Annotated in this window: 27 protein-coding genes and 1 tRNA gene; 14 read left to right on the forward strand and 14 right to left on the reverse strand. The window is 60.4% G+C overall.

The features are described from left to right. Positions 1–227 precede the first annotated feature (227 nt). Positions 228–1,061: a thymidylate synthase gene (locus ABH944_RS27930; protein WP_404610632.1), complete on the forward strand. Its 834-nt coding sequence runs from the start codon at positions 228–230 to the stop codon at positions 1,059–1,061. 82 nt (positions 1,062–1,143) lie between these two features. Here the strand turns inward: ABH944_RS27930 and ABH944_RS27935 are convergent, their stop codons facing one another. After that, on the reverse strand, positions 1,144–1,911 hold the full coding sequence (locus tag ABH944_RS27935) for an ArsR/SmtB family transcription factor (protein ID WP_404610631.1): 768 nt from the start codon (positions 1,909–1,911) through the stop codon (positions 1,144–1,146). Between the two features lie 174 nt (positions 1,912–2,085). On the opposite strand from ABH944_RS27935, the gene ABH944_RS27940 reads away from it, so the two are divergent. The 4 genes from ABH944_RS27940 (at position 2,086) to ABH944_RS27955 (ending at position 3,882) form a co-directional block, all read left to right on the forward strand. Then, positions 2,086–2,226, forward strand: coding sequence for a hypothetical protein (locus tag ABH944_RS27940; protein WP_404610630.1), 141 nt, complete (start codon positions 2,086–2,088; stop codon positions 2,224–2,226). Between the two features lie 77 nt (positions 2,227–2,303). Then, positions 2,304–2,855 (forward strand): acyl-CoA thioesterase, encoded by a 552-nt coding sequence (locus ABH944_RS27945; protein WP_404610629.1) that lies wholly within the window; start codon positions 2,304–2,306, stop codon positions 2,853–2,855. Between the two features lie 255 nt (positions 2,856–3,110). Further along, complete coding sequence (locus tag ABH944_RS27950; RefSeq protein WP_404610628.1) at positions 3,111–3,626, forward strand: class I SAM-dependent methyltransferase; 516 nt, start codon at positions 3,111–3,113, stop codon at positions 3,624–3,626. Continuing rightward, positions 3,613–3,882, forward strand: coding sequence for a hypothetical protein (locus ABH944_RS27955; RefSeq protein ID WP_404610627.1), 270 nt, complete (start codon positions 3,613–3,615; stop codon positions 3,880–3,882). Before ABH944_RS27950 ends, ABH944_RS27955 begins: the two co-directional genes overlap by 14 nt. Before the next feature lie 60 nt (positions 3,883–3,942). Here the strand turns inward: ABH944_RS27955 and fumC are convergent, their stop codons facing one another. The 4 genes from fumC to ABH944_RS27975 form a co-directional block, all read right to left on the reverse strand. Further along, a complete protein-coding gene (gene fumC, locus ABH944_RS27960) occupies positions 3,943–5,337 on the reverse strand; it encodes a class II fumarate hydratase (RefSeq protein ID WP_404610626.1) in 1,395 nt (464 codons plus the stop codon). 120 nt (positions 5,338–5,457) lie between these two features. Beyond that, the gene (locus ABH944_RS27965; protein ID WP_404610625.1) at positions 5,458–7,101 is read right to left on the reverse strand and encodes a phospholipase D family protein; all 1,644 of its coding nucleotides are present in this window, start codon (positions 7,099–7,101) and stop codon (positions 5,458–5,460) included. Between the two features lie 566 nt (positions 7,102–7,667). After that, entirely contained in the window at positions 7,668–9,092 is a 1,425-nt protein-coding gene (locus tag ABH944_RS27970) for an MATE family efflux transporter (protein WP_404610624.1), read from the reverse strand. A gap of 350 nt (positions 9,093–9,442) precedes the next feature. Further along, positions 9,443–9,664, reverse strand: a complete 222-nt coding sequence (locus ABH944_RS27975; RefSeq protein ID WP_404610623.1) for an RNA-binding S4 domain-containing protein — start codon at positions 9,662–9,664, stop codon at positions 9,443–9,445. Between the two features lie 389 nt (positions 9,665–10,053). On the opposite strand from ABH944_RS27975, the gene ABH944_RS27980 reads away from it, so the two are divergent. The 3 genes from ABH944_RS27980 to ABH944_RS27990 all read left to right on the forward strand — a co-directional run bounded on the left by ABH944_RS27980 (position 10,054) and on the right by ABH944_RS27990 (position 13,111). Next, positions 10,054–10,458, forward strand: a complete 405-nt coding sequence (locus tag ABH944_RS27980; protein WP_404610622.1) for a hypothetical protein — start codon at positions 10,054–10,056, stop codon at positions 10,456–10,458. 80 nt (positions 10,459–10,538) lie between these two features. Beyond that, positions 10,539–10,799 (forward strand): hypothetical protein, encoded by a 261-nt coding sequence (locus tag ABH944_RS27985; protein ID WP_404610621.1) that lies wholly within the window; start codon positions 10,539–10,541, stop codon positions 10,797–10,799. Between the two features lie 221 nt (positions 10,800–11,020). Next, positions 11,021–13,111, forward strand: coding sequence for an ATP-dependent helicase (locus ABH944_RS27990; protein ID WP_404610651.1), 2,091 nt, complete (start codon positions 11,021–11,023; stop codon positions 13,109–13,111). 45 nt (positions 13,112–13,156) lie between these two features. Here ABH944_RS27990 and ABH944_RS27995 read toward each other — a convergent pair whose 3' ends face one another. From ABH944_RS27995 to ABH944_RS28010, 4 genes are all read right to left on the reverse strand, one after another. After that, positions 13,157–13,921 carry a DUF4088 family protein gene (locus ABH944_RS27995; protein ID WP_404610620.1) on the reverse strand — a complete coding sequence of 255 codons (765 nt, stop codon included), beginning with the start codon at positions 13,919–13,921 and terminating at the stop codon, positions 13,157–13,159. A 168-nt stretch (positions 13,922–14,089) separates the two neighbouring features. Next, positions 14,090–14,572 (reverse strand): CreA family protein, encoded by a 483-nt coding sequence (locus ABH944_RS28000; protein WP_404610619.1) that lies wholly within the window; start codon positions 14,570–14,572, stop codon positions 14,090–14,092. A 331-nt stretch (positions 14,573–14,903) separates the two neighbouring features. Then, complete coding sequence (locus ABH944_RS28005) at positions 14,904–15,965, reverse strand: aldose epimerase family protein (RefSeq protein ID WP_404610618.1); 1,062 nt, start codon at positions 15,963–15,965, stop codon at positions 14,904–14,906. Then, positions 15,962–16,738, reverse strand: a complete 777-nt coding sequence (locus tag ABH944_RS28010) for a FadR/GntR family transcriptional regulator (RefSeq protein ID WP_404610617.1) — start codon at positions 16,736–16,738, stop codon at positions 15,962–15,964. The genes ABH944_RS28005 and ABH944_RS28010 overlap by 4 nt, the downstream gene beginning before the upstream one ends. A 138-nt stretch (positions 16,739–16,876) precedes the next feature. On the opposite strand from ABH944_RS28010, the gene ABH944_RS28015 reads away from it, so the two are divergent. Genes ABH944_RS28015 through ABH944_RS28025 form a run of 3 tightly spaced genes read left to right on the forward strand, consistent with a single transcriptional unit; the run spans position 16,877 to position 19,613 of the window. Further along, positions 16,877–17,620 carry a (Fe-S)-binding protein gene (locus ABH944_RS28015; protein ID WP_404610616.1) on the forward strand — a complete coding sequence of 248 codons (744 nt, stop codon included), beginning with the start codon at positions 16,877–16,879 and terminating at the stop codon, positions 17,618–17,620. Beyond that, positions 17,617–19,026: a lactate utilization protein B gene (locus ABH944_RS28020; protein ID WP_404610615.1), complete on the forward strand. Its 1,410-nt coding sequence runs from the start codon at positions 17,617–17,619 to the stop codon at positions 19,024–19,026. The genes ABH944_RS28015 and ABH944_RS28020 overlap by 4 nt, the downstream gene beginning before the upstream one ends. Then, positions 19,023–19,613, forward strand: a complete 591-nt coding sequence (locus ABH944_RS28025; RefSeq protein ID WP_404610613.1) for a LutC/YkgG family protein — start codon at positions 19,023–19,025, stop codon at positions 19,611–19,613. Before ABH944_RS28020 ends, ABH944_RS28025 begins: the two co-directional genes overlap by 4 nt. An 84-nt stretch (positions 19,614–19,697) precedes the next feature. Here the strand turns inward: ABH944_RS28025 and kdgD are convergent, their stop codons facing one another. Together kdgD and gudD are read right to left on the reverse strand one after the other, a co-directional pair. Then, positions 19,698–20,615, reverse strand: a complete 918-nt coding sequence (kdgD, locus tag ABH944_RS28030) for a 5-dehydro-4-deoxyglucarate dehydratase (protein WP_404610612.1) — start codon at positions 20,613–20,615, stop codon at positions 19,698–19,700. A 64-nt stretch (positions 20,616–20,679) separates the two neighbouring features. Beyond that, positions 20,680–22,029 (reverse strand): glucarate dehydratase, encoded by a 1,350-nt coding sequence (gene gudD / locus ABH944_RS28035; protein WP_404610611.1) that lies wholly within the window; start codon positions 22,027–22,029, stop codon positions 20,680–20,682. A 341-nt stretch (positions 22,030–22,370) separates the two neighbouring features. On the opposite strand from gudD, the gene ABH944_RS28040 reads away from it, so the two are divergent. Continuing rightward, positions 22,371–22,535 (forward strand): hypothetical protein, encoded by a 165-nt coding sequence (locus ABH944_RS28040; RefSeq protein WP_404610610.1) that lies wholly within the window; start codon positions 22,371–22,373, stop codon positions 22,533–22,535. On the opposite strand, the gene ABH944_RS28045 is transcribed toward ABH944_RS28040, so the two are convergent. From ABH944_RS28045 to fdxA, 3 genes are all read right to left on the reverse strand, one after another. Beyond that, the gene (locus ABH944_RS28045; protein WP_062089374.1) at positions 22,511–23,254 is read right to left on the reverse strand and encodes a FadR/GntR family transcriptional regulator; all 744 of its coding nucleotides are present in this window, start codon (positions 23,252–23,254) and stop codon (positions 22,511–22,513) included. The two genes, ABH944_RS28040 and ABH944_RS28045, sit on opposite strands and share 25 nt — an antisense overlap. A 317-nt stretch (positions 23,255–23,571) precedes the next feature. Beyond that, positions 23,572–23,647, reverse strand: a tRNA-Asn gene (locus ABH944_RS28050). 133 nt (positions 23,648–23,780) lie between these two features. After that, the gene (gene fdxA, locus ABH944_RS28055; RefSeq protein WP_062089371.1) at positions 23,781–24,104 is read right to left on the reverse strand and encodes a ferredoxin FdxA; all 324 of its coding nucleotides are present in this window, start codon (positions 24,102–24,104) and stop codon (positions 23,781–23,783) included. Between the two features lie 45 nt (positions 24,105–24,149). Here fdxA and ABH944_RS28060 point away from each other — a divergent pair, with 45 nt between their 5' ends. Together ABH944_RS28060 and pncB are read left to right on the forward strand one after the other, a co-directional pair. After that, positions 24,150–24,275, forward strand: a complete 126-nt coding sequence (locus tag ABH944_RS28060; protein WP_404610609.1) for a hypothetical protein — start codon at positions 24,150–24,152, stop codon at positions 24,273–24,275. 245 nt (positions 24,276–24,520) lie between these two features. Continuing rightward, positions 24,521–25,711 carry a nicotinate phosphoribosyltransferase gene (gene pncB / locus ABH944_RS28065; protein WP_404610608.1) on the forward strand — a complete coding sequence of 397 codons (1,191 nt, stop codon included), beginning with the start codon at positions 24,521–24,523 and terminating at the stop codon, positions 25,709–25,711. The last annotated feature ends 48 nt before the right edge of the window (positions 25,712–25,759 follow it).

Raw genomic sequence — 25,759 nt, forward strand, 5'->3', positions numbered from 1 at the left:
GGATCGTACGCACGTATTCTGCTTAAAACTGCCTCCCGACACTCGCCCGCCTGCGCTTGGTAAAATCCGGGTTTGGTTTTTATCGGCGACGGCGGGTTTCGCTTGGTCAGCGCGGTCTACACGGCAACAGCACCGGCCGCTGCGGGCGCAGGAAATGACTGGCCCGAGCGCCGGTGAATCTTCTGCCAAAATAGCGATACGCCACCTCCTTACGAACGACCCTTCCCATGATCCAGTACCAAGAACTGCTCAAAGACATTCTCGAACGCGGCGCCCGCAAGATGGACCGGACTGGCACGGGGACCATCAGCACGTTTGGCCGTCAATTGCGTTTCGATCTGACAGAGGGTTTTCCGATCGTGACGACCAAGCGCATCCACATGAAGAGTGTGGTGTATGAGCTGCTGTGGTTCCTGAACGGCGATACAAACATCAAGTACCTGAACGACAACGGCGTGACCATCTGGGACGAATGGGCCGATGAAAACGGCAACCTTGGCCCGGTGTACGGACATCAATGGCGCTTCTGGCCAAAGAACGACGGCACGACGGTCGATCAGGTGAGCGCGCTCGTGCATCAGATCAAGACGCGGCCTAACTCACGGCGGTTGATGCTGACTGCCTTGAACGTTGCCGATTTCCCGGACGAGTCCATGTCGCCGGCCGACAATGCGCGTGCCGGCAAGATGGCGCTTGCGCCGTGCCATTGCCTCGCGCAGTTCTATGTGAACGAAGGCAAACTGAGCTGCCTGCTGTATTGCCGCAGTCAGGATGTGTTCCTGGGCACACCGTTCAATATTGCGAGTTACGCGTTGTTCACGCACATGCTCGCTCAGCAATGCGATCTGGAGGTGGGGGAGTTAGTCTGGACCGGCGGAGATTGCCATATTTACCTGAACCATCTTGAGCAAGTGGACCTGCAATTGAGCCGTGAGCCCCACCCCTTGCCTAAGCTTAAGTTGGCGAGAAAACCCGAGTCCATCTTTGATTACCAATACGATGATTTCGTGATCGAAGGGTATCAATACCATCCGGGCATCAAGGCGCCGATCGCGGTATAGGCGCGTTGACTTCCGTTTATTGGATCGGGGCTTGTATCGGAGTGCCGATCATTTAATCTCGTGGCCTTTGCAAGCCGCGAGGTCACTCGCTGGCGAGAACGGTTTCAAAGTGACGCTGCCCGGACGGGGTCACGCGCAGGATCCGGCGTTTGGACGTGGTCTCTATCCATCCGTGCTCCGTGCAGGCATCAAGAAATGCCGCGCCCAGCGCGCCCCCAAGATGTGGCCGACGTTCGCTCCAGTCGATGCACGTACATGCAAAGCGCCGGCGCCGCGCTTTCTGCGCCTTAAGATCGATGCCGAGGCGCGCGAATTCATCGAGTCCTCTTGATGTTGCGTCCAGCGTGGCAGGACCGGGCCGTTGTGTTTGCGACGGTGCACCCGGTATGACTTCCAGCCACTTCGATGTCAACATGCGATCGAACAGCCGTACCGCAAGTTCTCCCGCCAGATGGTCGTAGCAGGTCCGGGCGTAACGCATCTCGAGCGGTACGGCAGAAGCGCGCCGAGGCGCTTCCTGGTGTGCCTCGGCCTGCTCCCTCAGCGGAGCGCTGGCTTGTGCGAGATTTGCGAGCGCTTCGATCGCCATCGCGATATCGGCTGTTGCGATGCGGTAATACCGATGCCGTCCGCTGACCTCGAGCTTGAGCAACCCGCTTTCTACAAGCCGGGCGAAATGCCCGCTCGCCGCCGACGGCGAGATACCCGCGATCATGGTGAGTTCGCCGGCGGGCCGGGCGGTGCCGTCCATCAGGGACCACAGCATGGCGGCGCGGCCGGGGTCGGCGAGCAGCGCGCCGATGCGCGACAGGCCGGGAAACGGGCGGGCGTCGTCGTGGTTGAGCGTCATGCATGCCTCCTTGGTCGACTCTTCCTGGTTGACTCTACTTTAGCCGGTTGGTGCACGCGATGTTTCATTGAAACGTGAAGTATCTGCGCAGCGCGGACCTGCGTAATGCGAGTGCGGGAAGCCGCGCGCTAGAATGGTGATTCGCGTAAAAAGATAGTCGTATCAAGGATTCTCATGTTGAAACTCATGGTGTTGACCCTGCTTGTGGCGGTGTGTGCGGGTTGCGCGGGAGCGTCGGGGCCATCGTCGTCTGCCGGGTCGAGCGGCATCACGATGTACGGCGTGATCGATGAAGGCGTGTCCGTGCGCAAGTAGGCCTGCGGGCGGCTTTTGTGCCTTTTTGTGCTCGTATAATTCGGCAACTCTAATCGCGGGGTTCGCCCCACTTCGTCATGACAACTTCAGCCGCACCGAGCGCCGCACCGGCTCCCCAATCCCTCAATACCGCTGGCGCCGTCAAGCCGGAGCGCTCCGAAACCACCTTCCGTTTTCTCGCCGAGCCGACTTCCGTCAATTTCGGTGGCAAGGTCCATGGCGGGGCATTGATGAAGTGGATCGACGAAACCGCGTATGCGTGCGCGGCCGTGTGGTCCGGCCGGTATTGCGTGACCGTGAGCGTCGGCAACATCCGCTTTCGGCGGCCGATCATGGTGGGTTATCTGGTGGAATTACGCGCGCGCGTGGTGGCGACAGGGCGCACGAGTATGCACTTGCATATATCGGTGCATGCGGGCGATCCGAAAAGCGGAGAGTTGCAGCAGACGACGGATTGCCTGATGGTGTTTGTCGCCGTCGATGAACAGGGGAAACCGGTGCCGGTGCCGTCGTTCGAGCCCGTGACGGATGAGCAGAAGCGGCTCGCGAAATACGCGATCGATGTAAAGGACGCGCTTGACGCTATTGTCGAATTGAAGCCGGAAGAAGTGGCGGCAGGAAAGGTTTAAGCAAGACAACCGGTGCAATGGGGGCCGAATGAGTCTCTTGCACCGGTGAGTGGCAAAGTTAGAACGATTTAGCCGCACGCCCAGAGACCTGCCGATGTTGTTTCTGCCGTACGCGCAGTTCGTTTAAAAAACAAAACAAACAAATCAGATGTTTCTCATTCGTGAATAAGTGCGTTGTTGGCATAGTGCGCGCGTCGCACAGAGGCCGTCCGGTTGACCGAACCAGAACGCACAAACATGAATTGGGGAAACAACATGAGTTGGACCGCTGGTTATAACAATTCGGTCGCCTACACAACGGGCTTTTATCAGGAACAGAGTCCGACCTACCTGAACGCCTGCCTCGTCATGCAACGGGTAGCGCCGCCATCGATTGAAAAATTCACTTACTGCGAGCTGGGTTTCGGCCAGGGCCTGACCTCGCTGATTCTTGCCGCAACGCATCCTCAAGGCGATTTCTACGCCTGCGATTTCAATCCGGTGCACGTGCTGGCTGCGGCGTCCATACGCGACGAAGCGAAGCTGTCAAACCTCACCTTGCCGGAAAACAGCTTCGGCGAGTTGGCGCAAGGCAAGGTCGAGCTGCCCATGTTCGACTACATCACGATGCACGGCATCATCTCGTGGATATCGGATGAAACTCGAGCGCAGATCGTGCAGTTCCTCAAACGTTACCTGAAGCCGGGCGGCGTGGTCCAGGTGAGCTACAACGCCATGCCCGGTCTCGCGCAGGTGCTGCCGCTGCGGCGGAGCAGGCGTGGCTACGCTTGATCTATTGATGATGGCGGCCCTGCAAGAGAAGACGGACCGGACGAAGGCGCTGAGCAAGAACATGGATGAGCTGACAGCGCGCGTCACGCGCTCGCTCGCTGCAACGGGTCTGCAACTGCGGGTGGGCGGAGTCGAAGTGGCGCCGGGCGACATGGCAAAGCGCGTGGGTCATCTGTTTGAGGACTCGGGCAAAAAGCTCATTGCGCATTCCATCGAACTCGGTTTCTGGACCCCGCAGAAAACGGCCTCGCAATAAACGGTTGCAGCGGTTGACGGTTTTTTCGCCTCATCAACCGCTGCGCTCACACAACCGGGCTTACTTCTTCCCGACCATGTCCTCGGGCTTCACCCACTCGTCGAATTCGGCTTCGGTCACAAACCCAAGCGCCAGCGCGGACGCCTTCAGCGTCGTGCCTTCCTTGTGGGCTTTCTTCGCGATCTTCGCGGCCTTGTCGTAGCCGATATGCGGATTGAGCGCCGTCACGAGCATCAGCGACTCATTCAGCAAACTGTCGATACGTGACTCGTTCGCCTCGATCCCGACCGCGCAGTTATCGTTGAAACTCTGCGCGCCGTCGGCCAGCAGACGAACCGATTGCAGCACGTTGTGCGCGATCATCGGGCGGAACACATTGAGCTCGAAATTGCCGCTCGCCCCACCAATATTCACGGCCACGTCATTGCCGAAGACCTGGCAGCAGAGCATGGTGACGGCTTCGGACTGAGTCGGGTTGACCTTGCCCGGCATGATCGAGCTGCCCGGTTCGTTCTCGGGGATCGACAACTCTCCCAGCCCGCAACGCGGTCCGCTCGAGAGCCAGCGGATGTCGTTGGCGATCTTCATCAAGCTCGCCGCGATGGTCTTCAGCGCGCCATGCGCGAACACGAGCGCGTCGGCGGCGGCCATGACTTCGAATTTGTTCGGCGCGGTTTCGAACGGCAAGCCGGTGAGCTTGCCGATCACGCCCGCGACCTTCACCGCGAACTCGGGATGCGCGTTCAACCCCGTGCCAACCGCCGTGCCCCCCAACGCCAGCTGATAGAGATGCGGCAAGGTCGATTCAACGTGCCGGATGCCCTGGTCCAGTTGCGCGACATAACCCGAAAACTCTTGTCCGAGTGTAAGCGGCGTTGCGTCCTGCAAATGCGTGCGGCCGATTTTCACGATGGAATCGAACGCCTTCGATTTTTTATCCAGCGTATCGCGCAAGGTCTTGAGCGACGGCACGAGATGTTTTGTGATCGCGACTGCTGCGGCAATGTGCATCGCGGTCGGAAACACGTCGTTCGACGATTGCCCGCGATTCACGTCGTCGTTCGGATGCACCTTGCGCTCTTCCCCGCGCACGCCGCCCATCAACTCGCTTGCCCGGTTCGCAATCACCTCGTTGAGGTTCATGTTGGTCTGCGTGCCGGAACCCGTTTGCCATACGGCGAGCGGAAATTCATCAGGATGTTTGCCCGCTAGGATCTCGTCGGCGGCAGCGATGATCGCCTGCGCTTTATCGGCGGCGAGCACCTTCAGTTCAGCATTCACTTCCGCCGATGCCCGCTTCACGATCGCGAGCGCATCGATCAGTTCCGGCGATTGTTTCTCGCTCGAAATCTTGAAGTTCTGCAAGGAACGCTGCGTCTGCGCACCCCAGAGTTTTGCGTTCGGCACGGCGATTTCGCCGAAAGTGTCCTTCTCGAGTCTTACGTCGTCCGTCATGGCTTCATGCTCCTTCGGCTTGCTTCAGTTTCAGGGTTGAATCGGGGTTTGCTATGGACCGCGCAATCGCAATCTGAGTCCGGCTTGCCTGCACGTTCAAAAGGTCGAAATATCGATCATTCAAAGCTGCGAGTCGACGGGCAGCAGCATGAACAAACCCGTCAGCACATTGCGGTAAAGGCCCGCTTGCGGGTCGAAGTTGTAGGTACGCACCTGGCCGTCGTCATCGGTGGTCCAGATGAGCGGCGACATCGGCGAGCCGGTGTTCTTCAACCCCGCGAGCACCGCGGGCGAAGCGAGTTCCACCCGATACGCCCTCGTCGGCGCCGTGCCGGCATCGAACAATCGTGCTGCTTCGCCGGCGATCTGCTTGTTGTAGATCACCAGCGCGAGTTCCGTGTTGAGCGACGCCGAGCGCGGGTCCAGGTTCATCGACCCAATCACGAGGATACTGCGATCGATCATATAAGCCTTGGCATGCAGGCTTACGCGCGATTGCGAGCCAAACAGCCCGGTGCGCGGCCGGCCCTCGCCCTCGGCCTGCACGGGTTTGAACTCATATAACTCTACGCCGGCTTTGAGCATAGGCACGCGATACGGCGCGTAACCGGCCTGCACCGCGACGGCGTCGGTGGCCGCCAGCGAATTGGTCAGAACTTTTACCTTCACGCCGCGCCCCGTGATGGCGGCGAGCGCCTTCACACCCTCGTCGTGCGGTACGAAATAGGGCGAAATGATCAGGACTTCGCTGCTCGCCTGATTCGCCAGCTCGATCAGGCGCTGCATGGGCGGGCTTTTGTAGTCCTTGTCGGGATGCTCGATCTTCACTGGCGAATCGGCAACGAACTCCGTGCGCGTCCAGGTCAGGCCCAGGCCGTCCTGCGCTATCTGCTGCGCAATCGGCGTGGCGTTGAGCGGCTTCGCGTTCAGGGGATCAGCCTGATCCTTCCAGTGCTGGCGCAGGTCGTTGCGGGTCTTGTCGAGATCGGCGGGATCGAATTTTTGCTTGTTCAGCGCGCGCAGCGGATACGCGATCGAGCTGTTCCAGTAGTCGTCGAAACTCGCCGATATCTCTTGCGTCACCGGGCCCGCCACGAATACGTCGAGATCGCGGAACTGCAGGGTCGCGCTCGCGCTGAAGTATTCATCGCCGAGGTTACGGCCGCCCACGATCGCGATCTGGTTGTCCGCGATCATCGCCTTGTTGTGCATCCGGCGCGTGAAATGATCGACCTTCGTGAACAGGTTGCGCGTGCGTTCGCCGAAACTCCGGGTCGCACTGCCGAACGGATTGAACACGCGGATATCGATGTTGTCATGCGAATTCAGTGCGGCCATGATCTGGTCGATGTCCTTGAAATTCAGGTCATCGACGAGCATGCGCACCTTGACCCCGCGATCCGCCGCGTAAAGCGCCGCGCCGAGCAGCAGCCTGCCCGTGTTGTCCTCGTTCGCGATGTAGTACTGCATGTCGAGCGTCTTGGTCGCCGCGCGGGCGAGCGCGATGCGGGCCTGCAGCGCCTCGGTGCCGGTGGGAAGCAGGCGCACGCCGGACTCGTCCGGATGCACGGCTTCCTTCGGCAGGAGGGCGGTGCGCAAGGGGGTGTTCGCGTCGGCGGCGAGCGCATGGGTGACGGGGTGGTCGAACGCGCTGGCGGGCGGGCGCGTGGCGCAGGCGGAGAGTGCCAGCGCCGTGAGCGCGGCGGCGGCGAGCGCCAGGCCGCGGGATAGCAGTGGCGTGCGCCGGGCACGCGACAGGGTCATCGGGTGAGGTGAAACCTGTCCGGCTCGCGTGCGCTCTGTGCGCCTGCCGGGGTGCGGGCCTTGTGCGGCTTGGGATATGGATGACTGCGATACCTGCCTGCTGCTTTCCGACACGTCCATTCCTCTTGTTTGCACGAGCGATTTTTCTGAACTGCTTGCAGCTGTTGCGCACGCGGTGGCCACGTGCAGCGCCGGATCTCGCGCGAGCACAGCAAGGATCATGCGCCGTTATTTTAGGGGAAATCGGCTACGGGCACGGCGGACGGGGCGATTTGCGAAAAAGTGGGGCGGGAGGCGGGGTGGTTGCCCGGGTCTTTTCCTGGCGCCGGTATCGCGCCGTTCAATGCCCGGTTTGCCGCCGCGAGGCAGCGCGTGATTGGCCATGCTGGCCGCGCGCAGACGAAAAAAAGCCCGCTTCGAGGAAGCGGGCCTAATACCCCTGTTACTGGATGAATCTCAAGGAGACGGTTTGATCATATCTTCGTGCCGCTCCGGTTCCAACCAACAATGCCTGCTTAACTTATGCGGCGGCAACTGAAGTAATCGTAACTACCGTAGCCGCTGCTTCAAGCCGTATGCCGGGGCGCCTGTCCGGATTCACCCGGTTTAGGCGCGCCGTGCGTGACCAAACGGCGGCTCATGCGATCGAAGCGAAGGGTCATCAGCATCGCGACGCTCGCGAGTCCCGCAGCCAGGCCCCACCACAAACCTTTCGTGCCGCCGTTGAAGTGAAACGCGAGCATGTAGCCGGTTGGAAAGCCGATGCCCCAGTAACCGAACGCTGCCGCGAGCATGGGCACGCGCGTGTCCTTCAGCCCGCGCAGCACGCCCGACGCGACCGTCTGCATGCCGTCGACGATCTGGAACACGGCCGCCACGCCGAGCAGCGACGCAGCCAGTGCAACGGTCTGGGCGTTCTTCGGATCGTTGAGATGGAGATACAGTCCGACGATCGCGTGTGGCGCCAGCACCAGCACGCAACCTGACAGCGCCATGAACGCCACGCCCAGCGCGATCGCCACGAACCCGGCGTGGCGTGCCGCCAGCGGCTGTCCTGCGCCAATCCAGTAGCCCACGCGCACGTTTGCCGCCTGGCCAATGGCCAGCGGCACCATGAACGCCACCGAGGCCACGTTCAGTGCGATCTGGTGCGCGGCAAGCTGCGCTTCGCCGAGCGTGCCGACGGTCATGCCGGTGGCCAGGAACAGCGTGGATTCCACACCATAGGTGATCGCGACCGGCCAGCCGATACCGAACAATTCGCCCATGAGCGGCAGGCGTGGCCGCGCTGCAACGACAAAATGCCGGTAACGGGGCCGCAAATGCAGGAACGCGATGAGCACCAGCGCCGTTAGCCAGACGGTGATCGTGGTCGCGACCGCCGAGCCGTGAAAACCGAGCTCAGGCAGGCCATAGGCGCCGTGGATCAGGCCGTAGTTGAGAAATGCGTTCACGAACACGCCGCCAATCGATACCCACAGCAGCCGCTTCGCCGCGCCAATGGCCGGAAGGAACGCGCGCATCATGCCGATCCCGATCAGGCTGCCCGGCGCACCCCAACGCAGGATCGCGCAGTATTCGCCCACGTTCCTGGCGAGCATGGCGGGTTCGTGGAACGTGAGCAGGATCGGTTCGGCGAAGCTCAGCAGCGTGAAGGCGGGGATCGCGAGCAGCAGCGAGAGCACCAGCCCGGTCCAGTAGATGTTCGGCACGAGATGGTCGTTGTTCGCGCCGCGCGCGTGCGACACCGATACGCTCACCGACGTCAGCACGCCTTGCAGCAGCACCACGACCACGAAGAACAGGTTCGCGCCCAGGCCGCCGGCCGCGAGGGAGTCGGGGCCGAGCGAGCCGAGCAGGATGGTGTCGGTGACGCCCATCGCCATTTGCGACAGTTGCGAGATGGCGAGGGGCGCGGCGAGCCTGGCGGTATCGACGGCATGACGGGAAAGGCTTGGCGGCGCGTTCGCGCGGATCATTCTGGATGGCATGACGGATTATCTGGATGCTTTGCTGCACGGCAAAAACCGTGCAAAAACGGCAACGGGCGATGCAGCAAACCGTTACCGGTCCTGCATCGCCCGTTCGTTCCGGCCGCACTTCAGCTGTCTGGCGTGAAGCTCCGCTTTGAATTTCGGCTTTGAATGTCAGCGATGAAACCCGGCTTCGAATTTCAGCTTGGAATCCCGGTTTTGAAACGCGCGAGCTTGAAAAGCTGGCTTCAACCGTCAACAAGCTGAAAGCGGCGAAAGGGAACGAAAGCCGTCTAGCTTATTGCTTGATTGCATTTATGTCGATCACGACGCGGTATTTAACGTTATCCGGATCTGGCTTGCGCCGATCATTTCGGCTTGTGCACCTTGATCGTGGTGTCTTCGATGACCACCGTCCGGCCCGCGCGGATCTTGCAGGTCTTGCGCAACTCGATCTTGCCGTCGACCTTCACTTCGCCCTCGGCGACGCGTGCTTTTGCCGAGCCGCCGCTATCGGCCAGGCCCATCAGCTTGAGCAGGTTGTGCAGTTCGACGTAGTCGCCCGTGAGCGTGAATTCGAGTCGCGGCATATGAGCGGTCTTCGCAGGGTTGGGGCGGAAAGGGCGCCCATGATAAACCAGCCGGGCATGCAAAGTGCGTCTACAGCTCGGACTCCCGGATATCCGCGTGTGCGGCTGTTTGCAATATGTCAGGAAATGAAACCGTCGGTAACAATGACGTGTTTCGGCGAACTCCAGCGCCTGGCATCGGGTCAGTCTTGGTGACCGGCGCATTTTTACGCGGTTTTCTACGCGTTCATGCCGGTCACCAGAAGTGTAGACGGGTATTTGCGGCGTGCTGTGCTCAAGAGCGGTGTTTCAGGACACAACACACATCGCTTGGCGTCGCGGTCGGTTTCGATGGTTGCCATCGTCGCAATCGGCCTCCCGGAATAAAAACTGCCAGAGAGGAAATGAACATGTCGCAAGTCAAGAAAATGCTGTTGGGTACCGCTTTTGTCGCCATGGGTTTGTCTGCATCCGCGTTCGCGCAGACTGCGCAGCCAGCCGGCGCCGACGCGACCGGCCAGATGTCCGCACCGGCCGCGCAAACCGCACCGGCGCCGCAGAATATCGTGGCTCCCGCACCGACCGATCCGCTGGTCGTGAAGCGCAATGCCAACGCGCAGGCCAGTGCTGAATACAAGGCGTCGAAGAAGGCCTCGAAGCAGGAGTTGAAGGCGACCAGCAAGGAAGCGAAGGCGCAATACAAGGAGCAGGTGCGCAACGCAAAGATCAACAAGAAGGCCGACAACCAGACCGCCAACGACGAACTGAAGTCCGCCGAGCCGGATGGTCCGAAGGACACAGGCCTGCAGCACTAAGTCTCAGGCTCCCAGGTTCGATGACGCTTGGATGAATAAAAGGCGGCCGCCTGTACGCGGCCGCTGGTAAGGAGGATTTAATGACTACGACCACGAAACGCCTGCTTGCAGCGTTGCTCGCGGGCACGTTCGCGACGGCCGCGACCGTTTCGGTTGCGCAGACGCAGACCACAGCCGAACCCACTCACGCTGAAAAGAAAGCGGCGAAGAAGCAGGCTGAAGCGGACAAGGATGCGAATGTCGCGCAGGCCAAGGCCGACAAGAAGAAGACGGAATCGCAGTCGAAGGCAAATGAAGCCGCCGCCGACGCAAACCTGAAAAACGCGAAGAAAGCGGACTGATTCGCGGCAAATACGGCTGCAGGAAAAACCGATGGTCCGGCGCGCGCAAGCGCGCCGGACCATTTATTTTATGGGGCCAAAAGCCTGCTGCATCAGTTGCTTGCGTGGAAGAGTTGTATGGATATACAGTGTGCGTCACCCGATTTTAAAGCCCACGCGCCGTGCTCACGCTCAACTCCGCCACCGACGACGATCTCGCGCCCAAGCCGGCGCCGGAAGACATCGCGTCGTACCTGACCAAACTGAACGACGCGCAGCGTGAGGCGGTCGAGTACGGCACTCAAGCGTCGAACGCGAGCGACCCGGCCGGTGCGTTGCTGGTGATCGCCGGGGCGGGATCGGGCAAGACCAATACGCTGGCGCATCGCGTGGCGCATTTGCTGGTGAAGGGCGCGGATCCGCACAGGATCCTGTTGCTCACGTTTTCGCGGCGCGCAGCCAGCGAGATGACCCGGCGGGTGACGCGTATCGCCGTGAACGCCTTAGGTAAGCGCAGCGTGATCGCGCAAGGGCTCACGTGGTCAGGGACGTTCCATAGCGTAGGCGCACGCTTGTTGCGCGATTACGCGGATCTCGTGGGGTTATCGCCGTCGTTCACGATCAACGACCGCGAGGATTCCGCCGATCTCATGAACCTCGTGCGCCACGAGCTGGGGTTATCGGCGAAGGAAAAGCGTTTTCCGGCCAAGTCCACGTGCTTTGCCATCTATTCGCGCGTGGTCAACACCGGCGTGTCGCTTGCCACCGTGCTCGACCAGGCGTTTCCGTGGTGCCGCGAATGGGAAGACGACCTGCGCCGGCTGTTCGCGGCGTACGTCAATGCGAAGCAGCAGCAAAGCGTGCTCGACTATGACGACTTGCTGCTCTACTGGTCGCATCTTGCCGCCGAGCCGTCCATTGCCGCGGATCTGTCGAGCCGGTTCGACCACGTGCTTGTGGATGAATACCAGGACACGAACAAGTTGCAGGCGTCCATCCTGCTTTCGATGAAACCCGATGGCCGCGGCCTGACGGTAGTCGGCGACGACGCCCAGTCCATCTATTCGTTTCGCGGCGCGACGATGCGCAATATCCTCGATTTTCCGAGCCACTTCAATCCGCCCGCGAAATGCGTGACGCTCGAGCGCAATTACCGCTCGACGCAGCCTATTCTGGCGGCATCGAATGCGGTGATCGGTCTTGCCGCCGAGCGTTATACGAAGAACTTGTGGACCGACAAGGCATCGGCGCAACGGCCGCGCTTGGTCTCGGTTGCAGACGAAGCCGAGCAGGCGCGTTATATCGTCGAGCAGGTGCTGGAGGCGCGGGAAGGCGGCATGACGCTCAAGCAGCAGGCGGTGCTGTTTCGCGCCGCGCACCATAGTGCTGCGCTCGAAATCGAACTCACGCGGCGCAACATTCCATTCGTGAAGTTCGGCGGGCTGAAATTTCTCGACTCCGTTCATGTCAAGGACGTGCTGGCGGTATTGCGCTGGGGCGAGAATCCGCGTGATCGCGTGGCTGGTTTTCGTGTCATGCAGTTGCTGCCGGGCGTTGGGCCGGCAATCGCCGGGCGGGTGCTCGATCAGGTGGCGGAGCGCGGCGGCACGCCGGCCGCATTGGCGACCGGGTTGGCTGCATTCGCCGCGCCGTTGCGCGCGAGCGAAGACTGGCCGGCGCTGGTCGCGCTGATGTCGACAGTGTGTTCACGCGAAAGCGGCTGGCCTGCTGAATTCGAGATGATCCGGCGCTGGTATGAACCGCATCTGGAGCGTAATCACGAAGACGCGTCCATCCGCCATGGCGATGTGCTGCAGATGGAAAGCATTGCATCCACGTATCCCACGCGCGAGCGTTTTCTCACCGAGCTGACGCTCGATCCGCCTGATGCCACCAGCGACGAATCGGGTGTGCCGCTTATCGACGAGGATTATCTGATTCTCTCGACCATCCATTCGGCCAAGGGCCAGGAGTGGAAGAACGTGTTCGTGATGAATGGCGTGGATGGCTGTATTCCGTCGGATATGGGCACGGGCAGCGACGCGGAAATTGATGAAGAGCGGCGGCTCTTGTATGTCGCCATGACACGTGCCAAAGAGGACTTGCACATTGTCACGCCGCAGCGTTTTTACGTGCACAACCAGACGCATATGGGTGACCGGCACGTCTGGGCGGCGCGCACGCGTTTCATTCCGGCACACCTGATGCCGCAGTTCGAAGCGTGTGCGTGGCCGGCGGTGCCTGAGCCCGCCGCGCCGACGGCGGCGGGGCTGGCCGCGGCGGCGAAGGCAAGAGTCGATATCGCAGCGCGGCTCAAGAAGATGTGGGAGTGAAGGGTATTGCTTTTGAGCTCCGTACGACTTCAGTACGGGCTCAATTCAACGTTCCGCGCGCGAAGGTTTGGGCGGTTTGCGCTCCGGCGTAAAGATCGCACGCAGCCAGTTGCCGAAACGGGTAAATCCGTCGTACGGCTCTTCAATAAAAATCTCCGGCTTGAGCATGCGAAGTTGCTCGAGCACCTGCTGCGCTTCCTGCTTCGAAATCGAACCATGAAACATGCCGAGGCGCAGCAGACAGCGCAATTCACCTAGCTTCTCACGCGACGTCGATCCCACGCTGTGTTCAGTCGCGATCTTGGTTTCGTACACGCGTTGACGTAGTGAATCGGCGAGACGCCATGCGGGCGTCTGCATTTTCATCTCCAGTTCCTGGATGTCCGATGCTGCCGCCTTGATCTGGGACGCGAGCGTTTCGATCTGCTCCGGGTCGCCGTTTGCTTCGGTCACGATCGCGGTGGCCCATGCGCGCGAGGCCTTGATGAGATCTTCCGGTTTCCAGTCCGAACGCACCGCGAAGCCGAAGCCGTGTTCCGCGGCTTGACGCATCATCATTTCGACGACGTCCGGAAACTCCTTGTCGAGTGCACGTTTCGCCCATGCGTACTGGCCGTTTTGCAGCATTCGCTGGACGGCCTGTTCGGTGAGCGGCGTGGGGTTGTCGAGGAGTTTTGCCCGCAGGAAATCCTCGAATGTAGGCGTGACGAATTGCGGGTCGAACTTGAGCGACAGACGAATCAACGTCTCGAAGTCACGGCGTAGCGCCGCTATCGTCTCTTCTTTGAATGAAAGGGTGATCTGACCCATGATGGTTCCCGGTTCCCGATCCCGCTCGCCGGTTTGAACCGGCGCGGGAAGACAGTCGGCGTCGCCATGAGGGCGACGGCCGTTCGTCTGTATATCGGCGCAGGCAGGGTAAACTTTAGGTCAGCTTTCAATTATTCAGACGAAGGCCGGCCAACCGGCACTTTCGTCTTATTTGACCGGAATGGTCGTGCCCGCGGGCATGGGCACGGCTGTCACGCTGTTCTTCGCGCTGCCGGTGGTAATCCGGTCGCTGTATGTCAGGTAGACCAGCGTATTGCGCTTGGCGTCGACAATACGCACCACGTGCAACGTCTTGAAGATAAACGACATACGTTCCGAGAACACATCGGATTTCTGCTTGAGCGGTGCATCGATCTTGATCGGCGCGACCTGCCGGCAAGCGATGGATGCCTCTGACGGGTCTTCGGCTATTCCGAGCGTTCCTTTAACTCCGCCGGTGCGTGCACGAGAGACGTAACACGTGACGCCCGTGACCGCCGGGTCATCGTACGCTTCGACTGTGACACGATCCGAGCCGGTAAAACGGAAATTCGTGTTGACGCTGGCTATCTCCTCGGCATGCAGGGCGGGCGCAGCAAGCAACGCAACGAACGACGTCAGGGACGTCAAGGCGAAGACAGCGCGTTTCATCGGAATCCTTCGGGGAATGAGGAATTGAAAAAGGCGTCGTATTGTAACGACGCCTTCGTTCCATCCACATGAAACCGTGTGCGGCGCGCTTTCGCCGTCCGCGCCTGTTGATAGGCTCAATAACGTGCTCAGTGAAAGATCAGATACAGGATCACCAACACGATCACCGGCACACCGAGCAACCAACCGAGTAGATAAGGCATTGTCTTCCTCCATTCGATATCTGATTTGATGAATCCAGTATCGATGAGAGGCCGGGCCGCCGATACCCGCGCGCGTCCTATTCGATTGTAGGCGGGTTCCTATCGGCGCCGTGGCGGGCGGCACCTTTTTACCTCACGCGCATGGCGTAGCGCGTGATTTGCCGATATCGCTCGTTCGGGCGCAACACCACATCTTCCGCGTCTTCCATGTTGATCTGGTTTGGAAAGCCGCCCGCTTCGAGGCAGAGCGCGCCGTGCTTGTGATAGGTCACGCCGCGTTTGCCCGGCACGCCTTCCAGGTTGTTGCTGGTGTAGAACACCAGCCCGCGCTCGGTGGTCGAGACAATCAGTTCGCGTCCGCTGCCCGGATGATAAACAGCCGCGACACGCCGCATTTCCGGCAGTTCAGTGACCGGCGCTGCGGTGCTCAACACATAACAATGGTCGATACCGCCGCCCGCCAGCGTCACTTGCTCGTTATCGCGGGTGTCCAGTCGCGGTCCGAGAAGCGCGGCCGTACGGAAGTCGAACGGCGTATTGACGACGTCTTCCAGCGTGGTCGGGATCGTGTATTGATCGATGGCAAAAAAATGATCGGCGGCGAGTTCGATCTCGTGATCGTGAATAGTCGTCGAATCTACGCCCGACAAATTGAAGTACGCGTGGTTCGTGAGATTGAGCGGCGTGGGCGCGTCCGTGAAGGCATCGTAGGTGATCGTCAGTTCGCCGGCGGCGCTGAACGTGTACGTCACCTGGACGGTGAGTGCGCCGGGAAAACCGCTATCGCCGGCGGGCGATTCCAGCGTGAAAACCAACGCGTCCCCGGTATGCCGCGCTTGCCACAGCTGGTAGCTGAAACCGTGGAAACCGCCGTGCAGCGAGTTCGGCGGTTGATTGGCTTCCAGCGTGTACTCGACGCCGTCCAGTGAAAAGCGCGCGCCCGCAATGCGGTTCGCCCAGCGTCCGACAATCGCGCCCATGTAGGCGGGGCCGGTGGTATACGCGGCAGGGGAGTCGTGGCCGAGCAGGATATCCGCGAGATGGCCGTCGCGATCCGGCGCGAACCATGAGACGAGGGCCGCGCCCAGATTCGTCACCGATACCCGCAAGCCGTTGTCGTGGCTGAGCGTGTGAAGATCGACGGGCGTACCGTCAGCAAGATCGCCCCAGTGGGCGCTGGAAATATTCATGGCGTGGTCTCCGGACTCTGGTTTTTTGCAGGGTGACGGGATGCTTCCGGCTTGGGCAGGCGGTCGCGATAAAGCTTGCTCACGTAGTCCAGATGCGCACCTGCGGCCTCGCGGGCGCGTGCTGGATTGCGGGCGAGAATGGCATCGAAGATCGCTTGATGTTGTGCGAGCAAGTTCGCTTCGACCTGATCGTCGTAATCGACCAGCCGATGCGACGTCAGCATCGATTCGCGCACGAGTTCCTGCAGGCCGTGCATCACGTGGGCGAGAGCGAGGTTGTGGGTGGCGTCGGCAATGGCGAGATGAAACGCCGCGTCGTGTTCCGCTATGCGGGTGCGTTTTGGCTCGGCGGCGGCAGTTTTCAACGCATGGAATGCTTCGGTGATGCGGGCCAGATCGGTTGCGGTTGCACGTTCAGCCGCGTAGGCCGTTGCGAGGGACTCGAGGCCGTGGCGAAGTTCGAGGACGTCGGCGCTGGCTGTGGGGTGCTCGCTCAGCAACGCGGCGAGCGGCGCGGATACGAGCGGGGCGGTGACATCCGACACGACGAAACCGCTGCGCGCGGCAGCCTGGATAAATCCATCCGATTCCAGCCGGATTAGCGCTTCACGCAGCGATGGGCGCGAGACGTTGAGCTGTTCCGCCAGGTCGCGTTCGGCGGGGAGCCGCTGCCCGGGGAGCAACGCGCCGCTCGTGATCAGCGCCCGGATCTGGTCGGAGACGACATCGGCGATGCGTGTTCGGGTGTAGGAATGGACGGGCTTAAATGGCATGGAGAGATCGTTCGCGCTCGGGTTCGGCAGTTTGACATGAAACGCCGCAAACTTTAAAGTCTTGGTCAGACCAAGCTTACCAAGTGGCAAACTGTTTGTCTTTCAGGCTCCTCAACAGGCTCCCCACCGCCCTATCCAATGAAAGTCGCCCTGTTCGTTCCCTGTTTCATCGACGCGTTCTATCCCGAAGTTGGCATCGCGACACTCGAATTGCTCGAGCGCCTTGGCGTGGAAGTGGATTACCCCGAGGAACAAACCTGCTGCGGCCAGCCGATGGCGAACAGCGGCGCGCAAAAAGAAGCCGCCGGCGCCGAGCGCGTGTTCGCCCGTAATTTCGCCGATTACGACTACGTGGTCGGTCCATCGGCAAGTTGTATCCATCATGTGCGCGAGCATCTGACGGCCATCGAGCAGACCCCATCGGTTCGCAAGGTCCGAACGAGCGCCTATGAACTGGTCGAATTTCTCCACGATGTCCTCAAAGTGCGCGAATTCCCGTGGGCCGAATTCCCGCATCGCGTTGGGTTGCACAATAGCTGCAGCGCCATCCGGCATCTGAAGGAAGTGTCTGCATCGGAGATCAATGGGGCGCCGTTTTCCAAACCCCGTGCCTTGCTCGAAGGCGTCAAGGGCATCGAATTCGTCACACCTGCACGCCCCGACGAATGCTGCGGCTTCGGCGGCACGTTTTCAGTGACCGAAGAAGCGGTATCGGTGAGGATGGGGCAGGACAAGGTCCGCGATCATCTCGGCGCGGGCGCGCAATATATCGTCTCAGGCGATATGTCGTGCCTGATGCATCAGCAGGGCTGCGCAGAACGTCTGAAACTCGATGCCCGTTTTATCCACATTGCCCAGATCCTGAACGGAGCACGCGCATGAGCGACGTCGCGAAGGGGAAAAGCAAGCGGCTCGATCACGCGAAGGCGGCAGGCGTGTTTATCGCGAAGGAAGATCACCTCGCTTTCCACGACAAACGCCTCTGGGACCTGCGCAGCAAGCGCGACGCGCAGGCGCACGGCATGCCCGAATGGGAGACGCTGCGCGAGCTGGCGTCGGGGATCAAGGAGCACACGCTTTCGAATCTCGCGGATTACCTCGATCAGTTCATCACCCAGGCCGAGTCGCACGGCGTGATCGTGCATTACGCGTCGACGGCCGAAGAGCACAACGAGATCGTCTACAAGCTGATGTCCGAGCGCGGCCTGACCACGCTCGTCAAAAGCAAATCCATGCTCACCGATGAATGCAAGATGCGCGAGTACATCGAGCCGCGCGGCATCACGGTGATGGAAACGGATCTCGGCGAACGCATCCAGCAACTCGATAACCAGGATCCGAGCCACATGGTCGTGCCCGCCGTGCATAAACTGCGCGCGGATGTGGCCGAGTTGTTCGGCCGCACGATCGGCACCGATCCGCAAAACAGCGACATCCACTATCTCGCCGAAAGCCAGCGCATGAACACGCGCCCGTATTTCGTGCGCGAAAAAACTGCCGGCATGACGGGCTGCAACTTCGCGGTCGCGGAGACGGGAACGGTCGTGGTGTGCACGAACGAGGGCAACGCGGATCTGTCCGCGAATGTGCCGCCGCTGCACATTGCATCGATTGGGATCGAGAAGCTGATTCCCAGGATTTCCGATCTCGGTGTGTTCATCCGCATGCTGTCGCGCAGTGCGCTCGGCTCACCGATCACGCAATACACGTCGCATTTCCGCGCGCCGCGACCCGGCTCGGAAATGCACTACATCCTCGTCGATCACGGTCGTTCCGAACGCCTCGCGATGGAGGACTTCTGGTACTCGCTCAAATGCATCCGCTGCGGCGCGTGCATGAATACGTGCCCGGTGTATCGGCGCAGCGGGGGGTTGTCGTATGGCTTTACTTACTCCGGGCCGATCGGCGCAATCATCAATCCCACTTACGATATGAAGCGTTTCAGCAGCCTGCCGTTTGCATCGACGCTTAATGGCAGTTGCACGAATGTCTGCCCGACGAAGGTCAATATCCACGAGCAGATCTACAAGTGGCGCGAAGTGATTGCGGCGAATCATGAAGTGCCGTTCGTGAAGCAGGAAGTGCTGAAGATGGCTGGGCGCCTGCTTGCCAGTCCGACGCTGTATCGAGGCACGGTTGCGTCGCTCGGCGGCGCGCTCAAGCGGCTGCCGAACTTCGTGCTCTACAACCCCCTGAACATCTGGGGACGGCAGCGCGACCTGCCTGAAACGCCCGCGGAAACCTTTCACGAGTGGTACAGGAAAAATCGCAAGGCGGCCAACAAATGACGACGACCACGCGTGAAGGTTTTCTCGCGAAGATCCGCGCCGCGCAACCGGCTGGACGGCCGCGTCCCGACGTGCCGCTCTTCGATACCCCGCCCGGTGAGCGCCTCGAACGCTTTCGCACCGCCTTGGCCGCGATGGGAGGGACAATCGTCGAAGGTGAATCGCTCGATACGGTGCGGGCGCTGCTCAGCGAGCGTTTCGGCCCGGGTGCGATAGTCGCGTCGGCCGTGCCGGGTATAGAGGGGAACCGTGCGCTTGCCGCCGATATGTCGCCAGCGCTGCTTCAGGATGTCGATGCAGGCGTGGTGCGCGCGCGCTTTGGCGTGGCGGAAACCGGATCGGTCTGGTTCAGCGAGGACGAATACATCGTCAATTCGATCGGCTATCTGGTGCAGCATCTGGTCGTGCTGCTCGACCCCGCGCAAATTGTGGATGGACTGCAGGATGTGTATCGACGCGATGACTTCAAGGCCGCGCGTTATGCCGTGCTGGTGACGGGGCCATCGGCGACGGCGGATATTGAAGGGGTGCTGATTCGCGGCGCGCAAGGTGTGCGGTCGCTGACGGTGGTGTTGCTGGCGGCTTAGGTCAAGCGGGTTTTTATGTTTAGTGCCAAGTGCAAGAAAGCCGTTCCAGCTCGCGTTGGAACGGCTTTTTACCTAGTGCGGGACTTACTGAGCGCCGAGCTTCTTGATCAGCACATCGAGTTGCGCCATTTCGTCTTCGGTCAGATCGGTCAGCGGTGCGCGCACAGGACCGGCGCTGCGGCCAATCAGCTTCGCACCCGCCTTCACGATACTCACCGCATAACCCGCTCGGCGGTTGCGAATAGCCAGGTACGGCATGAAGAACTCGTCGAGCAGACGGCCAGTGGTCGCGTGATCCTGCGATGCCACCGCACGATAAAACTCCATCGCGGTCTTCGGAATGAAGTTGAACACCGCCGACGAATACACCGGCACGCCCAGCGCCTTGTACGCTTCGGCATAAACCTCGGCTGTCGGCAAACCGCCGAGGTACGAAAACCGGTCGCCCAGACGGCGACGGATCGTCACCATGTTTTCAATCTCGCCCACGCCGTCCTTGAAACCGATCAGGTTCGGGCAGGTATCGGCTAGCCGTTCAAGCATGTCGGCGTTGAGCTTCGAATTGGCGCGGTTATACACGATCACGCCAATGTTCTTCACCGCCTTGCACACCTGTTCGACGTGCGCGGCAATACCCTCCTGGCTGGCTTCGGTGAGGTAGTGCGGCATGAGCAGGATACCGTTCGCACCAAGCCGTTCGGCCTCTTGTGCATAAGCGATCGCAACCCGCGTCGCGCCGCCCGCACCGGCGAGAATCGGCACCTTGCCCTTGCAGGTTTCCGTCGCCGTGCGAATCACGTCTGAATATTCGCTATGCGTCAGCGAGAAAAATTCACCCGTGCCACCGGCTGCGAACAACGCTGTCGCGCCATAGGGCGCAAGCCACTCGAGACGTTCGGCGTAGGTGTCGGCGCGAAAGTCGCCTTGTTCGTCGAAGTCGGTCAGCGGAAAGGACAGCAGCCCTTCGGAAACGATTTGCTTGAGCTCTTGAGGTGTCGTCATGGTCGGTCGTGAATTGGTTTTGGGTGAGTCGCTAAATCAGTCGTTGCATCAGCCGTTGAAGAAATCAGCGCACCAGACACGGGCGCTTGTTGTCGAAGGTCCAGTTCGGAATCAGGTATTGCATTGCGATGGCGTCATCGCGGGCGCCGAGACCGTGTTCCTGATACAGCGCGTGGGCTTTCTCGAGCTCGTTCATATCGATATCCACGCCCAGTCCCGGCCGCGCCGGCACCTTCACCTTGCCGCCCACGATCTGCAACGGTTCGCGCGTGAGACGCTGGCCGTCCTGCCAGATCCAGTGGGTGTCGATAGCGGTGATCTTGCCGGGGGCCGCCGCCGCGACGTGCGTGAACATGGCGAGCGAAATGTCGAAGTGATTGTTCGAGTGCGAACCCCACGTCAGGCCCCACTCGTTGCACATTTGCGCGACGCGCACCGAGCCTTGCATCGTCCAGAAATGCGGATCGGCGAGGGGAATATCCACCGATTGCAACTGGATCGCGTGGCCCATCTGGCGCCAGTCGGTTGCGATCATGTTGGTCGCAGTCGGCAAACCCGTGGCGCGGCGGAATTCAGCCATCACCTCGCGGCCGGAATAACCGTTTTCGGCACCGCACGGGTCCTCGGCGTAAGCGAGCACATGATGCTGGTCGCGGCACAGGCGCACGGCTTCGGACAGCGACCATGCGCCGTTCGGATCGAGCGTCACGCGGGCCTTGGGGAACCGTTCGGCGAGCGCCGTGACCGCTTCTATTTCCGCGTCGCCCGACAGTACGCCGCCCTTGAGCTTGAAGTCGTTGAAACCGTAGCGCGCGTGCGCCGCTTCCGCCAGCCGCACGACGGCTTCCGGCGTCATCGCTTCTTCGTTGCGCACGCGGGTCCAGTCGTCGGTCGCGTCCGCCCCGGCGGAATAGGGCAGGTCGGTCTTGTTTCTATCGCCGACATAAAACAGGTAGCCGAGCATTTCCACTTCATCGCGTTGCTGGCCTTCGCCCAGCAGCGCAGCAACGGGTACGCCCAGATGCTGGCCGAGCAAGTCGAGCAATGCGGCTTCGAGACCCGTCACGGCATGGATGGTCGTGCGCAGGTCGAAGGTTTGCGTGCCGCGTCCGCCTGCATCGCGATCCGCGAATTGCTTGCGCGTGGTGTTGAGCACGGCGTGCAGATTGCCGATCGACTGGCCGACGACGAGTGGTCGTGCGTCATCGATCGTCTTGCGGATGCTCTCGCCGCCCGGTACCTCACCCACGCCTGTGTGCCCCGCGCTGTCACGCAGGATCACGACGTTGCGAGTGAAGAACGGGCCGTGTGCGCCGCTCAGGTTCAGCAACATGCTGTCGCGCCCGGCAACCGGAATCACGCGCAGTTCGGTGACGGTGGGCGTGGCGTTTGAAGCGGTTGAGTTCGTGGACATGGACGTGGTCAGTGTGCGTTGATCGGGGCGGTGCGCATGGAGTGAGTAGGGCTCGCTTGAACGACGTGGGTCGTATCCGGTCCGGCAGCGTGTTCGGGTTGGCCGATCAACCGGCCCTTCGCGAAAAATCCGATAGCGGCCGCTGTGGCCGGCGCGATCCATCACCGGTTATATCGCAATTTTCGATCTGTGATATGTTGTCTGATGACATTTTACGAGTTGTGCAGGTGACGTCAACATGGGTGTTAACCCGAAACTGCGCCATGATAAAGATGATTCGGTCTATTCTTACAACGTTTTACGTCGAAAGGAATATGAATTAAAGTACGACGTCAGACAAGATGATTGGTATCACGGAAGTCGCCGAGGGATGGGTGCGAGACCTGCCAATGTTGCTGCAGGTGTCCAGCGGTGCGATCGATGAGTCGCGCGTGCTTTTCGTGCGGCTCATGCCAGCCGGGCTGGCGACAATCGAGCGCTTTCAGCCCGTTGCTTCGCTCGACTGATTCGCGCGCCGCAACCGTTCCCGGCTATTCGATAAATGCATGCGCATGGCGGCGCGCGCGCTTTCGGCGTCGCGTCGTGTGATGGCTTCGAGAATGCTCTCGTGTTCGAGATTGACGAGCGAGACGTACGCTTTCGGGTCAGCCTTCGCGATCCCTGCTGAATCGATGCGGTTGCGCGGGATCAGCGCAGTGCCCATCTGCGTCAGGATATCGACGAAATAGCGGTTTCCAGTCGCCCGCGCGAGCGCGATGTGAAACTGGAGATCGGCCGCGACGCTGTCGCTGCCGTTGCGGCTGGTGGCTTCTATTGCGTCGAGCGCCGCGCGCATGCGCACGAGATCTTCCGGCTGGGCACGTTGCGCTGCCAGCCCGGCGCATTCGGTTTCCAGGCTGATGCGCAGCTCGAGTACGGACAGCACATCGCGCAGCGTGGTGGCCGGCACCATGTCGATACCGAGTTTCTCGCGGCGCGGTTCCAGCACGAAACTGCCGATTCCATGACGTGTTTCGATGACCTCGTTGGCCTGCAGGCGAGAAATGCCTTCGCGCACGACGGTGCGGCTCACGCCGAGCGTCAGCATGAGTTTCGCTTCGGTGGGCAGTTTGTCGCCCGGCTTCAACGCAGCGGACTCGATCTGTTCGATCACGTAGTCGAACACGCTCTCCGCCAGATTGCGGGCGCGTCGGGGTGTGACGACGGATGTGAGGGGTTCAGCCATCAGAAACGCTCCTTGGGTCAGCCGTTTGGCGATGCCGTAGTTTGAAGAGGGGCTGGATCAATAGATTATACCGTTGTCTGACGACTCTCAATTTTAAAGATTGGAGGGCAGGTGGATGGTGGTTGAATCTGTCTGCGAGGGTGGGAGTTGAAGAGGATCGTGAGTTGATCTTGCAGGGCCATGTTCAATTGTCCTGATTGATCGATGATGAGGGCAGCGATAGTCGCATTCGCGACCTCAAATCCTTGCGTTCAATTGCGGTCCGGAAATGCAAAAAGCCCAATCTTTCGATTGGGCTTTTTGGTCTGAAACTTTTTTGGCTCCTCGACCTGGGCTCGAACCAGGGACCTACGGATTAACAGTCCGGCGCTCTACCAACTGAGCTATCGAGGAACATCTGCAGCAGAGAAACGAAATTATATGGAGGGGAATCTAGCCTGTCAACACCCTGCGTTCATCTCGATTCAAAAAGTCACAAACGAGCGGGGCATTACAAAGAATGCGATGACATGCGACCCCTTGGGCCTTACCGCACCAGCAGTTCAAGCTTCTCTTTCACATCCTTGAAATCGTCGGCTTCGGGCAGCGGCGCCTTGGTCTTGGTGATACTCGGCCAGCCGCGCGACAGTTCGGCGTTCAGCTCAATGAAGTGCTGTTGATCACCAGGAACATCTTCTTCAGCATAGATTGCATTGACCGGGCATTCGGCCACACAAACCGCGCAGTCGATGCACTCGTCGGGATCGATCGAGAGGAAATTGGGACCTTCGCGGAAGCAATCCACCGGGCACACGTCCACGCAATCGGTATAGCGGCACTTGATGCAGCTTTCGGTCACAACGTGAGTCATTCAGGCTCCTGCATACGAAATTCGTGGGGCGGCGGCGAGGGCGACATGAGCGTCGGATTCGACCAATGGGACCTGGTGTCTCTTACCGAGCGTCTTTATCCGGGGCTGTACAGCCGGACTGTGCACGATCTGCGCGCCAAAACCGATATTGTAGCGTACCGGTATATTTGAGCGCGACCCCCATCCCTAAGGCCTTATATCGTTTAGTGATTTGTTTATGGACTTCGGCAGGGCCGCAGTGCGGCGTGTTTCGGCCAAGGCGGGGCGGCGCTCCGGGCGGACACTTCGGGTAACATGCACTGGAGGCCGCCGGGGGTAACGCATCCAGTGCGTTGGGGCGTGCCGGGTCCGTTTGCGGTTCTTCCCGCGCGCTTGTCCGCGGCTTTACCCGTTTTCCTAGCTGTTCGTCTGGAACCATGATTATCCATTCGCTGCTCGATACCGATCTCTACAAGTTCACGATGATGCAGGTCGTGCTGCATCACTTCCCGGCGGCACACGCGGAATACAAGTTCCGTTGCCGTACGCCGGACGTCGATCTCGTGCCGTATATAGATGAAATACGCGACGAAGTGCGCCAGCTCTGCCATTTGCGCTTCAAGGAGGACGAGCTCGAATACCTTCGCCGGATGCGCTTCATCAAGAGCGATTTCATTGACTTCCTCGCGCTATTTCAACTCAACGAAAAGGCCATCACGATCAAGCCGTCCGCCAAGCAGAATGGCGAGATCGACATTGATATCATTGGCCCCTGGCTGCATACCATCCTCTTCGAAATCCCAATCCTCGCCATTGTCAACGAGGTCTATTTCCGCAACACGCAGCGCGACCCAACCTTCGATGTTGGCCGCGACCGCCTGCGCGACAAGATCCAGTTGCTCGGCGGCCGACCCGAAGTCTCCGACTGCAAGATTGCTGACTACGGCACCCGCCGGCGTTTCTCCAAGCAGTGGCATGAGGAGGTCATCCTCAAGCTGAAGGAAGGCCTGGACGAGCAATTCACGGGCACGAGCAACGTCTACTACGCCATGAAGCACGGCTTGCGTCCGCTCGGCACCATGGCGCATGAGTACCTGCAGGCTTGCCAGGCGCTCGGCCCCCGGCTGCGCGATTCGCAGGTCTTTGGCTTCGAGATGTGGGCGAAGGAGTACCGCGGCGACCTGGGTATTGCGCTCTCCGACGTCTATGGCATGAAGGCGTTCCTGAACGACTTCGACATGTACTTCTGCAAACTCTTCGACGGCGCCCGCCACGACTCCGGTGACCCCTTCGACTGGGGCGAGCGCCTGATCCGTCACTACGAACAGAACCGTTGCGATCCGCGTACCAAGGTGCTCGTGTTCTCCGATGCACTTGACATTCCGAAGGTCCTGCGCCTCTACGAACGTTTCCGCGGCCGCTGTCAGCTTGCTTTTGGCGTGGGCACCAACCTGACCAACGATCTTGGCTATCAACCGCTGCAGATCGTGATCAAGATGGTTCGCTGCAACGGCCAGCCTGTTGCCAAACTCTCCGATTCCCCCGGCAAGAACATGTGCGACGACCAGGCTTACCTTGCCTACCTGCGCCAGGTATTCGACATCGCCAAACCCGTGGAAGCACAGTAACCCGCGCAGGCATTTTTGAGGGGCGGTGCTGTCCGCGTTAGCCGTTCG

It is taken from the genome of Caballeronia udeis (assembly GCF_044909315.1).
Taxonomy (GTDB): Bacteria; Pseudomonadota; Gammaproteobacteria; order Burkholderiales; family Burkholderiaceae; genus Caballeronia; species Caballeronia udeis_A.

What these genes read in the sequence shown, in the direction of transcription:
- ABH944_RS27930 (WP_404610632.1), top strand. Translation starts at nt 228, where the DNA reads ATGATCCAGTACCAAGAACTGCTCAAAGACATTCTCGAACGCGGCGCC.
- ABH944_RS27935 (WP_404610631.1), bottom strand. Translation starts at nt 1,911, where the DNA reads ATGACGCTCAACCACGACGACGCCCGCCCGTTTCCCGGCCTGTCGCGC.
- ABH944_RS27940 (WP_404610630.1), top strand. Translation starts at nt 2,086, where the DNA reads ATGTTGAAACTCATGGTGTTGACCCTGCTTGTGGCGGTGTGTGCGGGT.
- ABH944_RS27945 (WP_404610629.1), top strand. Translation starts at nt 2,304, where the DNA reads ATGACAACTTCAGCCGCACCGAGCGCCGCACCGGCTCCCCAATCCCTC.
- ABH944_RS27950 (WP_404610628.1), top strand. Translation starts at nt 3,111, where the DNA reads ATGAGTTGGACCGCTGGTTATAACAATTCGGTCGCCTACACAACGGGC.
- fumC (WP_404610626.1), bottom strand. Translation starts at nt 5,337, where the DNA reads ATGACGGACGACGTAAGACTCGAGAAGGACACTTTCGGCGAAATCGCC.
- ABH944_RS27965 (WP_404610625.1), bottom strand. Translation starts at nt 7,101, where the DNA reads ATGACCCTGTCGCGTGCCCGGCGCACGCCACTGCTATCCCGCGGCCTG.
- ABH944_RS27970 (WP_404610624.1), bottom strand. Translation starts at nt 9,092, where the DNA reads ATGCCATCCAGAATGATCCGCGCGAACGCGCCGCCAAGCCTTTCCCGT.
- ABH944_RS27975 (WP_404610623.1), bottom strand. Translation starts at nt 9,664, where the DNA reads ATGCCGCGACTCGAATTCACGCTCACGGGCGACTACGTCGAACTGCAC.
- ABH944_RS27980 (WP_404610622.1), top strand. Translation starts at nt 10,054, where the DNA reads ATGTCGCAAGTCAAGAAAATGCTGTTGGGTACCGCTTTTGTCGCCATG.
- ABH944_RS27985 (WP_404610621.1), top strand. Translation starts at nt 10,539, where the DNA reads ATGACTACGACCACGAAACGCCTGCTTGCAGCGTTGCTCGCGGGCACG.
- ABH944_RS27995 (WP_404610620.1), bottom strand. Translation starts at nt 13,921, where the DNA reads ATGGGTCAGATCACCCTTTCATTCAAAGAAGAGACGATAGCGGCGCTA.
- ABH944_RS28000 (WP_404610619.1), bottom strand. Translation starts at nt 14,572, where the DNA reads ATGAAACGCGCTGTCTTCGCCTTGACGTCCCTGACGTCGTTCGTTGCG.
- ABH944_RS28005 (WP_404610618.1), bottom strand. Translation starts at nt 15,965, where the DNA reads ATGAATATTTCCAGCGCCCACTGGGGCGATCTTGCTGACGGTACGCCC.
- ABH944_RS28010 (WP_404610617.1), bottom strand. Translation starts at nt 16,738, where the DNA reads ATGCCATTTAAGCCCGTCCATTCCTACACCCGAACACGCATCGCCGAT.
- ABH944_RS28015 (WP_404610616.1), top strand. Translation starts at nt 16,877, where the DNA reads ATGAAAGTCGCCCTGTTCGTTCCCTGTTTCATCGACGCGTTCTATCCC.
- ABH944_RS28020 (WP_404610615.1), top strand. Translation starts at nt 17,617, where the DNA reads ATGAGCGACGTCGCGAAGGGGAAAAGCAAGCGGCTCGATCACGCGAAG.
- ABH944_RS28025 (WP_404610613.1), top strand. Translation starts at nt 19,023, where the DNA reads ATGACGACGACCACGCGTGAAGGTTTTCTCGCGAAGATCCGCGCCGCG.
- kdgD (WP_404610612.1), bottom strand. Translation starts at nt 20,615, where the DNA reads ATGACGACACCTCAAGAGCTCAAGCAAATCGTTTCCGAAGGGCTGCTG.
- gudD (WP_404610611.1), bottom strand. Translation starts at nt 22,029, where the DNA reads ATGTCCACGAACTCAACCGCTTCAAACGCCACGCCCACCGTCACCGAA.
- ABH944_RS28040 (WP_404610610.1), top strand. Translation starts at nt 22,371, where the DNA reads ATGATTGGTATCACGGAAGTCGCCGAGGGATGGGTGCGAGACCTGCCA.
- ABH944_RS28045 (WP_062089374.1), bottom strand. Translation starts at nt 23,254, where the DNA reads ATGGCTGAACCCCTCACATCCGTCGTCACACCCCGACGCGCCCGCAAT.
- fdxA (WP_062089371.1), bottom strand. Translation starts at nt 24,104, where the DNA reads ATGACTCACGTTGTGACCGAAAGCTGCATCAAGTGCCGCTATACCGAT.
- ABH944_RS28060 (WP_404610609.1), top strand. Translation starts at nt 24,150, where the DNA reads ATGAGCGTCGGATTCGACCAATGGGACCTGGTGTCTCTTACCGAGCGT.
- pncB (WP_404610608.1), top strand. Translation starts at nt 24,521, where the DNA reads ATGATTATCCATTCGCTGCTCGATACCGATCTCTACAAGTTCACGATG.